Genomic DNA, 10,367 nt, shown 5'->3' with positions numbered 1-10,367 from the left:
GGACTTTAATGTCCTTTCTTTTGAAAAAATTATCCTATCCCTTTTCCTGAGAGTTGCATTAACTAATTGAATCTAGTGAGTTAAAAAATTAGACGCAAGGGCTTTAGTTCTTACTGTATTAATATCGTAAAGTGGTAAATCGTCGATTATTGTTATAAGTCTAAATAATCAATTTTAAAATGGGTTTTATCACCGTAATCTAATGAATTGATCTTGTTTTTGATTTTTGTTTATTCAACTGTTGTTTATTTTGTTATTATAATTTAAGGCTTAAATATTATAAGTTATTTTTTTCTTGATTTATTTTCATGTGAAACATATTGTGAAATTAATTTTGTCACTTTAAAGGGCAAAATAATTTTTATAGTCTATTTTTGAGCTTTAACCCAATTTATAGTAAAATGAAAAAAACCTTATTTGGTCTATTATTCTTGTTTATAATAGTGTCAGCTAATGCTCAGTTAAAGAGCCCTGCGGAATTTCTACCTAATTATGGTAAACAAATCAGTCAGTATCATCAAGTGGAAGCTTATTTCAGGCAGCTGTTGACGGAGTCGCCAAATATTAAGAAACAAAAATATGGAGTCACAAACGAAGGCCGAGATTTAAATGTTTATTTTATTTCCAGTCCTGAAAACTTAGCTAATTTAGATTTAATCCGAAATAATAATTTGTCGGCTATTGGTTTGTCCAATACCAAAACAGAAAAAATTGGGGATAAGCTTATTGTCTGGTTGAGTTTTAATGTACATGGCAATGAATTTGCGGGAACAGAAAGTGCTATGACAATTGCTTATGAGTTGGTTAACCCAGATAATTCGGTTTCTAAAAAAGAACTAGAAAACACGATTGTTATTTTAGATCCCTGTATTAACCCTGATGGGTATTCGAGGTATGGAAATTGGTTAAGAGAAATTTCAGGTAAGAAAACACATCCTGAATTGTCAGATCGCGAGCATATGGAGGTATGGCCTGGAGGTCGATACAATCATTATATTTTTGATTTAAATCGCGATTGGGCTTGGCAAACTCAATTAGAATCTAAGCAACGATTAGCATTGTATAATGAATGGCTGCCGCAAATGCATGTTGATGTTCATGAAATGGGATACAATTCTCCTTATTTCTTTCCACCTTCTGCAGAGCCTTGGCATGAATATATAGAGAAGTACCAGAAGGATTTTCACAATACTCTAGGTGCGAAAATGGCTGGTAAGTTTGATGCTGAAAATTGGTTGTATAACACAAGAGAGCGATTTGATATGTTTTATCCTAGTTATGGAGATACCTATCCAACCTATAACGGAGCAGTTGGAATGACGTTTGAGCAAGGTGGCATAGGCGCAGGAAGGGAAATTTTAATGGAAAATGGCTCGACGCTTACTATTAAAGACCGCCTGACCCATCATGCAAAAGCTGTTTTAACGGCAGTTGAAGTAGCTACATCAGAGTCAGAGAAATTGATTGAAGGTTTCAGAAACTTTATGACTACTTCGAGAAAAAATGTTAAGGGCGATTACAGAACGTACGTTTTGAAGAGCAATCCAAAATTGGAACAAATGGCCGTTCTACTGAAGAAAAATAAAATTGAATTTGAATATGCTGATGCAAGTCAAAAAGCGAATGGCTTTAATTATCAAACGCAGAATTCACAAAGATTTACAATCGAGCCTAATGACCTTATTGTAAAGGTAGATCAACCAAAGGCTATATTGACACAGGTTTTATTCGAGCCCAATCAGGTCTTAAATGATAGTTTGTCCTACGATATAACAGCCTGGGCACTACCACTGGCTTATGGAGTTGAAGCGTATGCTTTAAAAAGTACTATTGCAATCAAAACTAAAACTAGTATTGAAATCGTTGCGCCAATTTTACCGAAAAGCGTTTACGGTTTTTATATTCCGTGGAATAATCGAATTTCTGCACAGGTTTTATCGCTTTTGCATCAAAAAAATATCAAAGTAAGATCGGCGATGAAAAAAGCGATTTTCGACAATGTCGTAGTTGAGCCCGGTGGTTTAATTGTAAGTAAGGCTGACAATTCAAAAATACCTGATTTTGAGAAAACAGTAAGTGAAATTATTATGGTTAAAAAAGATTTTAATTTTATTACTAGTGGTTTTACAAAGAATGGCGCTGATTTAGGAGGAGAGAATTTCACGATTTTAAAAGCTCCTAAAATAGCTTTGTTATCAGGAAAAGGCGTTGGTTCTACTGAATTTGGAGCCGTTTGGTTTTATTTGGATGAAGTTGTTGGTTATCCTGTTAGTATTGTTGAAACTGGCAATTTTGATCGATTAGAACTCACGAAGTACAACACTTTGATTTTAGCGGACGGTTATTATGATTTTTCGGATGAGCAACAAACCAAAATTACTGAATGGATTAAAAGTGGGGGCAAAGTGATTGCAATGAATAATGCTCTAAGTGTTTTTGAAGATAAAGAAGCTTACAGTTTGAGTTTGTTTGAGTCGGACGAAGCTAAAAAAAGTTCTGAAAAGCAGGCTTTGGATAAGTTACTGAAGGAGCGTTTTTTAGACTATCAAAGTTCTGAGCGCAGGGCTATTTCAGCATCTATACCAGGAGCTGTAATTGAAAATGTTTTAGACATCACACACCCAATGTCCTTTGGCTTGGGGTCTGTTTATTATAGTCTAAAAACAGATGATAGACATTACTCGCTGTTGAAAAACGCAACTAATCTGGCTTATGTACCCCTTAATTATAAAAGTTATGGTTTCGTAGGTCATGATATAAAAAACAAACTAAACAATACGGTAAGTTTTGCTATTGATAAAAAAGAAAAAGGCGAAGTGATTTATATGATAGATAATCCTTTGTTTAGGGGGTTTTGGGAAAATGGAAATTTATTATTCAGCAATGCATTATTTTTAGTAAACTAATCGGAACTCGATTTTAAAAATGATTTTATCTATAAAACTCCAGATTCTACCTGGAGTTTTATTGTTTTATCAAGTACTAATGTTAAGAATTTCTTTTAGATTCAGCAGGTTTATCGAAAATGTTCAAACATTTTGTTTTAAGTTTTAAAACAATCTTGAGTTCTTTTTGTCATAAAAAAACATTGATTTTACTAATCTTCAGCTTTAATTTAGTAAACGGTGTTCTACTCAAGTTTTGGCTTAGTGCTGTTCGTTACTTAACAGCTTAGATTCCGGTAGAGATGACTCCAAGGTATTTTGGGCAGGTTTAGATTTCAAAGGCCGGTCAGGAAACCTCGATATTCCTATGCGAAGTCAACATATTGATGTTTAGAATTATGCTAGTAATCATAGAGCTAATTTCTAAGCTTAAGCGGTTTATTACCGCGCAAAATAGTGGAAAAGCTAGTTTGGGAATATATCATTGTTACGTGTAGTAGAAGTATATTTGATAAAAGGAGAATCTATTTCTATGTTAGTTAGGTAAGGTCTAATATTAGAATTTTAGTCTAATTTAAATTAATTATAAAGTATTCATTCGTATATTAAAATTGTTTATTTTTAGTAAAAATAATCGCACATGCTAGTTAAAGTTTTTGGAAGCGCTGTATTTGGAGTTGAAGCCACAACAATCACCGTTGAAGTGAATATTGATAAGGGAATTGGTTATCACCTAGTTGGTTTACCTGATAATGCTATCAAAGAAAGCAGCTATAGGATCGCAGCTGCTCTAAAGAATAATGGATACAGCATGCCTGGTAAAAAAATAACCATCAATATGGCTCCCGCTGATTTACGCAAAGAGGGATCTGCCTACGATTTAACTTTAACTATAGGTATTCTAGTAGCCTCACAGCAAATAGAAGCAAAAGAGGTTGAAAAATACATCATCATGGGAGAGCTTTCTCTCGATGGTAGTCTACAACCCATTCGGGGAGCCTTGCCTATTGCAATCAAGGCAAAAGAAGAGGGTTTTAAAGGCTTTTTTCTCCCAAAACAAAATGTGAAAGAAGCAGCTATAGTGGCTGGTCTCGATGTCTATGGTGTTGAAAATGTGCAGGAAGTTATTGATTTCTTAGAAGGTAAAGGAAACTTAGAACCAACAACGATAGATACTAGAGCCGAGTTTTATAAGGATTTAGATTTTCCAGAGTTTGACTTTTCAGATGTGAAAGGGCAGGAGTCTATAAAAAGATGTATGGAAATTGCCGCTGCCGGAGGGCATAATATCATTCTCATTGGTCCACCAGGAGCTGGAAAGACCATGCTAGCCAAACGTTTGCCTAGCATATTGCCTCCTATGACCTTACGCGAAGCCTTAGAAACAACAAAAATACATAGTGTAGCCGGTAAGCTAAAAGAAGTGGGCTTGATGAATCAAAGACCGTTTAGGAGTCCGCATCATACTATTTCAAATGTAGTTACGCATAAATAGGAGGTATAAAATTTAGAAGTTTTTTTTAGTGCCATCAGAAATGATGGTTTTTTTTGTGCCTTTTTTTAAAAAGATATAAACAATTTAGTTTGCTTTAAGTCAATGGATTAAGTCAGTATTGATATACATTATTAACATTTATGCAATGAAATTGAAAAACAAAAAACAAACATAGTTTATTACTCTATTAGACAATGTTTAACTAATAAGTAAAATTATGGATTTAGAAAATGAAAACACAGTAATTGTAGGTATAAGGATGACACCTACAGATGTAAAAGATTTAAAACAAGAAGCAAAAAAGAGAAGATTGACTCTTAGCGGACTAATACGTGAACGTGTATTCAAAAATGAAAATAGCCAAAATGCAAACTAAAAAAAGTGAACCAGATATGACAAGTAAAATCCAAATTTCATTCAATCAAAATCAGTTTGAAAACGCATCAGCAACACTTCAAGACAATGTAATTAGATACAGAAAGTATTTAGATGCAATTGAAAATATCACTGATGCAAGAGATTATAAAACACTAGAGCAAATTGAAATATTCATTAAAAACAAAACTACATTCTCAAATATTATCCTTTCTGCTGGATTGTTGGATGTACTTGATTCATATAGATTTATTGAGTCTAATCATAATAAAATTAATTTAAAAGTACTGGAGATTGATGGTGATATTATCACAACAAAAAAAGAGGTTTTAAGCCAAGCAAAAGAAGATGCTACTCAATACCTCAAGGAACAGTATTTAGTGGATTATAACATCCTTTTAAAGGCTTGTAATGAACTAAACCTGCTTAGCAATGCTAATGCTTCAAACTTTCTAACACGCTCTTATGATGGTAGATTCTCTATTAATCTTCAGATGCTTCAAAATTCAGATAGAATGTAAAACTCAAAGCGGTGAACGTAATTTCTACTTTCATTTTTTTTACAAGTAGCCGCTTTTATAACTCAATCAAATGATAAAAACAGAAGACCTCCAAAATAAAATGTTTAAGATGACTGAAGCATCTACAGATGTAGTCAATAAAGAACCAAGTTATAATATTATAATAGTGCAGACTCCTAGAGGTAAGATGACAATCAAAACACATTTGACTGGAAAGCAATGGCTAGCTGAACAAGAACTAAAATTAAAGAATCAACCTAAGAAAAAAAGAAAATGAAAAAAAACGTAATACTCACAGTAAGTCAGCAAAAGCAAATTGATATGCTAATAGCAAATGCAAAATTCACAAGGCTAGTGAATGGTTTAATAGCAGATAAAACAGTAAATGCAGATACTAAAGCTAAAATGGTTTATGACCTTAAAAAGAAAATATTTCCATCATCAGTAGGTAAAAGCAGATTTTAATATTCTAACGTAATCTAACATACAACTATGGCATTTTTAGAGAACAACACAGTAGGAAGAGGTAGAAAAATAGGCTCAAAGAACGTTTCTACGGCATCAATTAAACAGAACCTACAAAGGTTAGTGGAGGACAATTTAAGCACCTTAGATGCTGACTTAAAATCTTTATCACCAAGAGATAGAGTTAAGGCAATTACAGACCTATGCAAGTTTATTGTTCCAACCTTAAAACAAGTAGATGCAGAAGTAACTACTGCAAATGATTTGACTTGGTTAGATTCATTCTCTGAAGAAGAGTTAACTAAACTTTTAAAATAGATGGCACATTTAGGAGGACAAATATATGATTCTATTAAGGATGCAGTAAAATACTCAAGCGGTGAATTTGGATTGATTGCAACCTATAAAGATGCAAACGGTAAACTATTTTATTTCATCAACGGAAAACCAGTTATAAGTATTAAAGCACCTAAAAAGTAATGAAATATACACTAGAACAATACAGAAGCCTATGCTTTGAGGACAATCATAAAATCATAAAAGATGCTTATGGTGAATACTGGTGGTACGCAAAAAAAGACACCAAATTTACAAAGCATTGTATTTTATCATTTTCAGATTATAAGAAAGTATTAGCACATATTAGATTTTGGATACCTATCTATAAAAAACTTTCTATCAATCCATTAAACTGCTTGGATTCAATGCTTAAACAATTGATAGTTGAAGAAGAAATTAATGATATTGCCAATGATAAAGATATTAGTTTAACAAAAAAAATAGGCAAGATTATAGCCATCAATCCTAATATACCGCCAAAGAATTTGGCTTTGTTATTAGATGTCAATAAAATGACTATCAGCAGACAATTAAAGCTATTTAAGGCAATATGAGAGAGAGAAAATACAATATAGACGAACAATCTTCTTTTGCTAAAAACCACTCTCTTTTAGGCTCTAAATCACTTTTAACTGATGTAGATTCAATACAGATAGCAGAAACAGAAAACTCCATTTACAATCAATATAAATTTGTAAACAGTCAACCATTCCTACATAGAATTATAGAGGTAAAGTATAAACCATCTGACTACATTAAAAAGCAAATATTAAAGCAAGAACCTACTAACTGCCAAACCAAGCTATTTGTTTCTGTAATGAATGAATTAAACGGTTATAGGATTGATAGTAATAAATTGAAAGCAGAATTTTATTTGATAATTCAATCTAATGGAGATTTACCATACTTTGTCTATAATGTGACTGGAGATGCTTATTCAGTCAATTATGAATATAAAGGAAAAGTAAATAATGACATAGAATACATTGATATGTTTCAATTTTGATGTACCTATTTAGACGTTTTAAATTTTGTTAGCATAAAAGCGTAACATTCAGACTTGTTTTTTATTGAATTAAGTGTACCTTTATAGTCAAATGATTATTTAGGTACATTTTTAATTATAAAAGATATGAAAAAGACAGCATTTATTTATTGTAGAGTTTCAACAGACAAGCAAGAAACAGAAAGACAAATTAGAGAATTAACTAACTACTGTATCCAAAATGATTTTGAGATTGTTGGAACGCTGGAAGAGGAAATTTCAGCAACAAAATCTATAAAGAGTAGAGAGCATCTAATCCAATTAGTTAAAGATTCAAAAGCAAATCATTTTATATCACAAGATATTTCAAGATTTAGCAGAAATACAAAAGTTGGTATTGAACTAAAAGACAGACTTCATCAATTGAAAGTATGCTTAATATTTATTCAGACCGGTTTAAAAAGTTTAAATGAAGATGGAACTGAAAATGATACTGCAAGATTGTTATTCAATATGCTTTTATCAGTCTATGAAATGGAAAACTCAACTAAAATAAAAATGATTAAAAATGGTTTAGCAAATGCAAAAGCAAATGGTAAAATTTTAGGTAGGAGAGTAGGCTATAAAGAAAATCTTATTCTTAAATATCCAAGGATTGTAAAAGAATTAAAAACTAATAGCATAAGAAGAACCGCTCTATTATGTAGTGTACAAAAGAGTTTAGTTCAAAGAGTTAAATTACAGATGGATTCAGTCTAAAATGTTACAACTTTATTTTTTTTGTAACAGATGAACTTAGTTAAATCAATAGTCTAACCTACTTTAAATTGACTGCTTAAGAGAACTTATAATTAACCTCTTTTATCATTCTAAACATACTTGCATAAACAGAAGATGTGAATACGTGTGCTACTACTTCTTTAGCTGCTTTTTGATTCATAACAAGTAATGGAGTAGGTGCTTTTAATACTTCAGCTGCACTTAAATCTGGATTTGGTAGCAATACCGCAAACTTATAATTATCTTTTAGGAGATATACAGAATTTTCCATATTTACAATATTAAACAGAATTTCAATATAGTAGTTTGGCTTTTCATAGTAGATTCTAATATCCTTAATATATTTTTTCAATACCTCTACTTTGTCAATAAAACTCAAAGATGGAATATTAACCAAATCAGCATTATCTTCTGATGCAGACTTTACAATACTATCTAATTGATTCCTAAGATTAGCAATCTTATTTTTTTTGCTGTTAATTTTAGTAGTTATTTCAGTCATTTTTGACTTAATATCTTCTCTCTTTATTTCTTTTTCAAGTACTAATTCTAAAAAATAGGATTTGTCATCTTCAGCATTTTTCAGTTCCTTTAAATTTGCTTTTATTTCAGATTCTAATTCATTAACTATATCACTATTTTTAAGGCTTTCATAGTGACTTTTAATCAATTCTAATAGTTCACCATCAATAACAAACTTATTCCAAATAAGCATATCTAAAACATCAATATTAACAGACCTATTACCACAATTATCTTCCTTTTTTCTTTTAGAACTACACATATAAAAATGGTCTGACTTGTCCGCTCTTGTTTTTCCATAGTAGTTCCTTCCACATTTTCCACATCTTAAAAGACCTTTCAAAAGGTAGTTATAGGTTGCTACCTTTCCGCTATTATTACTGTTGGTTTTCAGATTGACATTAACCTTTTGCCAATAAATATCTTCAAAGATAGCTGGACAACTATAGTCAACACCTCCAAAAGTTCTAACACCTTTATAGGTTGTATTGGTTAGTATGTTTCTAATAGTTCCTCCATTCCATTTAACCTCTGATTTATTCCTTGTGGTGATTTCATTTGTATACTTATTTTTAACTGATATAGTGCCTTTATTGATGAGGTTGTATTTTGTTTTTATTCCATCTTTATTCAATAATTCAGCTATCTTATTAGTTCCAATTCCTTTCAATGATAAATCATAAATTCTTTTGACAATTTCAGATTGTTCTTCATCAATTACCATTAAATTTCCTATTCCTTTTTTATAACCATAGTTTGGAATAGAATGTACTTTACCATTTATTAAATTCCTTCTTAAAACTGCTTTAATTTTCTTTGCCATTAATTTGATTTGAAAATTATTTATTACAGATAACAAATCACCTTGAAATTCTGTTTCAATATCAGTTCCAACAATACCTGATTCATTATATAAGGTTATATTTTCATCTTTAAAAACTTTCTTCAAGGCAGACCTTGCTTCAGGCAAACGTTCTAAACGTGATTGGTCGTAGACATAAATTGAATGTATTTCACCACAATAAATATCATCTAAAAGTAGATTTAAAGCAGGTCTTTTTATAATAGACAATGAGCCTGAAACTCCTTCATCTACATATATTTTGTAGCTTAAATTTAATCTATTTGCTAATTCAATTCCTGATTGTTTCTGTTCATCAATTGAACGGTCTTTACCAACTTCTTTCTCTTTTGTTATTCTACAATAGATTCCTAACATATCTTTTTTTTACAAATATATACTTTATTTAGTTACCACATTATTATGCGTAATTTCAAATGTAGCACTTGTAGGTGGGGGAAGTTATCCGCAACCTGGTGAGATATCTATGGCACATAACGGTGTTTTGTTTCTAGACGAATTACCTGAGTTTAAAAGAGATGTTTTAGAAGTGATGCGGCAACCGCTGGAGGATAGGGAAGTGACTATTTCAAGGGCAAAGTTTACTGTAACTTATCCATCTTCATTTATGCTAGTGGCTAGTATGAATCCGAGTCCAAGTGGGTTTTTTAATGATCCAGATTCTCCGCAAACTTCTTCTCCGCATGAAATGCAGCGTTATTTGAGTAAAATTTCGGGTCCGTTATTAGACCGAATTGACATTCATATCGAAGTAACGCCTGTTCCTTTCGAAAAATTATCAGATGAGGGAAAAGCGGAGTCCAGCGTAGATATAAGGAAAAGGGTTACTGCGGCACGTGAATTGCAATCTTCTCGTTTTGAGCAACTGGAAAACATACATTATAATGCCCAAATGAATACGAAACACATTAGGGAATATTGTGCCCTTGACGATGTTTCAAAACAGTTGCTGAAAACTGCTATGGAACGGTTGAATCTTTCTGCCAGGGCCTATGACAGGATTTTGAAGGTAGCACGTACGATAGCCGACTTAGATGCTGCTCCAACGGTAATTTCATCGCATATTGCCGAAGCAATTCAATATCGCAGTTTGGATCGTGATGGATGGTTGGGGTGATGGATTCCTCATCAAGATAGA

At 32.0% G+C, this 10,367-nt stretch carries 11 protein-coding genes and 2 pseudogenes; 12 read left to right on the top strand and 1 reads right to left on the bottom strand.

The window, feature by feature from the left end; all coding sequences use genetic code 11:
• The first annotated feature begins 401 nt into the window (after positions 1-401).
• The 11 genes and pseudogenes from ACEN2H_RS14115 to ACEN2H_RS14065 all read left to right on the top strand — a co-directional run bounded on the left by ACEN2H_RS14115 (position 402) and on the right by ACEN2H_RS14065 (position 7,824).
• Positions 402-2,906, top strand: a complete 2,505-nt coding sequence (locus tag ACEN2H_RS14115; RefSeq protein WP_441733438.1) for a M14 family zinc carboxypeptidase — start codon at positions 402-404, stop codon at positions 2,904-2,906.
• 619 nt (positions 2,907-3,525) lie between these two features.
• Positions 3,526-4,365, top strand: a pseudogene (locus tag ACEN2H_RS14110) (YifB family Mg chelatase-like AAA ATPase); the annotation flags it as partial.
• 232 nt (positions 4,366-4,597) lie between these two features.
• Positions 4,598-4,756 carry a hypothetical protein gene (locus ACEN2H_RS14105; RefSeq protein ID WP_441733436.1) on the top strand — a complete coding sequence of 53 codons (159 nt, stop codon included), beginning with the start codon at positions 4,598-4,600 and terminating at the stop codon, positions 4,754-4,756.
• 16 nt (positions 4,757-4,772) lie between these two features.
• Entirely contained in the window at positions 4,773-5,276 is a 504-nt protein-coding gene (locus tag ACEN2H_RS14100) for a hypothetical protein (RefSeq protein ID WP_441733435.1), read from the top strand.
• A 109-nt stretch (positions 5,277-5,385) separates the two neighbouring features.
• A complete protein-coding gene (locus tag ACEN2H_RS14095; protein WP_441733433.1) occupies positions 5,386-5,553 on the top strand; it encodes a hypothetical protein in 168 nt (55 codons plus the stop codon).
• On the top strand, positions 5,550-5,741 hold the full coding sequence (locus ACEN2H_RS14090) for a hypothetical protein (protein ID WP_441733431.1): 192 nt from the start codon (positions 5,550-5,552) through the stop codon (positions 5,739-5,741). Before ACEN2H_RS14095 ends, ACEN2H_RS14090 begins: the two co-directional genes overlap by 4 nt.
• A 27-nt stretch (positions 5,742-5,768) precedes the next feature.
• A complete protein-coding gene (locus ACEN2H_RS14085) occupies positions 5,769-6,059 on the top strand; it encodes a hypothetical protein (protein ID WP_441733429.1) in 291 nt (96 codons plus the stop codon).
• Positions 6,060-6,221 (top strand): hypothetical protein, encoded by a 162-nt coding sequence (locus ACEN2H_RS14080; RefSeq protein ID WP_441733428.1) that lies wholly within the window; start codon positions 6,060-6,062, stop codon positions 6,219-6,221.
• Complete coding sequence (locus ACEN2H_RS14075; RefSeq protein ID WP_441733426.1) at positions 6,221-6,634, top strand: hypothetical protein; 414 nt, start codon at positions 6,221-6,223, stop codon at positions 6,632-6,634. The genes ACEN2H_RS14080 and ACEN2H_RS14075 overlap by 1 nt, the downstream gene beginning before the upstream one ends.
• Positions 6,631-7,086, top strand: a complete 456-nt coding sequence (locus tag ACEN2H_RS14070) for a hypothetical protein (protein ID WP_441733424.1) — start codon at positions 6,631-6,633, stop codon at positions 7,084-7,086. The genes ACEN2H_RS14075 and ACEN2H_RS14070 overlap by 4 nt, the downstream gene beginning before the upstream one ends.
• A gap of 126 nt (positions 7,087-7,212) precedes the next feature.
• A complete protein-coding gene (locus ACEN2H_RS14065; protein ID WP_441733422.1) occupies positions 7,213-7,824 on the top strand; it encodes a recombinase family protein in 612 nt (203 codons plus the stop codon).
• Between the two features lie 76 nt (positions 7,825-7,900).
• On the opposite strand, the gene ACEN2H_RS14060 is transcribed toward ACEN2H_RS14065, so the two are convergent.
• Positions 7,901-9,586, bottom strand: coding sequence for a recombinase zinc beta ribbon domain-containing protein (locus ACEN2H_RS14060; RefSeq protein ID WP_441733420.1), 1,686 nt, complete (start codon positions 9,584-9,586; stop codon positions 7,901-7,903).
• 52 nt (positions 9,587-9,638) lie between these two features.
• Here ACEN2H_RS14060 and ACEN2H_RS14055 point away from each other — a divergent pair.
• Positions 9,639-10,346, top strand: a pseudogene (locus tag ACEN2H_RS14055) (YifB family Mg chelatase-like AAA ATPase); the annotation flags it as partial.
• Between the last annotated feature and the right edge of the window lie 21 nt (positions 10,347-10,367).

The sequence above is a fragment of the Flavobacterium sp. W22_SRS_FP1 genome (genome assembly GCF_052113685.1).
In the GTDB taxonomy this organism is placed as follows: domain Bacteria; phylum Bacteroidota; class Bacteroidia; order Flavobacteriales; family Flavobacteriaceae; genus Flavobacterium.
Note: the sequence above shows the minus strand (reverse complement) of the source record. Positions and strands in the feature narration are given on the sequence as shown.

Excerpts from the sequence above, each read along its gene's own strand:
- ACEN2H_RS14115 (WP_441733438.1), top strand. The coding sequence starts at position 402 with ATGAAAAAAACCTTATTTGGTCTATTATTCTTGTTTATAATAGTGTCA.
- ACEN2H_RS14105 (WP_441733436.1), top strand. The coding sequence starts at position 4,598 with ATGGATTTAGAAAATGAAAACACAGTAATTGTAGGTATAAGGATGACA.
- ACEN2H_RS14100 (WP_441733435.1), top strand. The coding sequence starts at position 4,773 with ATGACAAGTAAAATCCAAATTTCATTCAATCAAAATCAGTTTGAAAAC.
- ACEN2H_RS14095 (WP_441733433.1), top strand. The coding sequence starts at position 5,386 with ATGACTGAAGCATCTACAGATGTAGTCAATAAAGAACCAAGTTATAAT.
- ACEN2H_RS14090 (WP_441733431.1), top strand. The coding sequence starts at position 5,550 with ATGAAAAAAAACGTAATACTCACAGTAAGTCAGCAAAAGCAAATTGAT.
- ACEN2H_RS14085 (WP_441733429.1), top strand. The coding sequence starts at position 5,769 with ATGGCATTTTTAGAGAACAACACAGTAGGAAGAGGTAGAAAAATAGGC.
- ACEN2H_RS14080 (WP_441733428.1), top strand. The coding sequence starts at position 6,060 with ATGGCACATTTAGGAGGACAAATATATGATTCTATTAAGGATGCAGTA.
- ACEN2H_RS14075 (WP_441733426.1), top strand. The coding sequence starts at position 6,221 with ATGAAATATACACTAGAACAATACAGAAGCCTATGCTTTGAGGACAAT.
- ACEN2H_RS14070 (WP_441733424.1), top strand. The coding sequence starts at position 6,631 with ATGAGAGAGAGAAAATACAATATAGACGAACAATCTTCTTTTGCTAAA.
- ACEN2H_RS14065 (WP_441733422.1), top strand. The coding sequence starts at position 7,213 with ATGAAAAAGACAGCATTTATTTATTGTAGAGTTTCAACAGACAAGCAA.
- ACEN2H_RS14060 (WP_441733420.1), bottom strand. The coding sequence starts at position 9,586 with ATGTTAGGAATCTATTGTAGAATAACAAAAGAGAAAGAAGTTGGTAAA.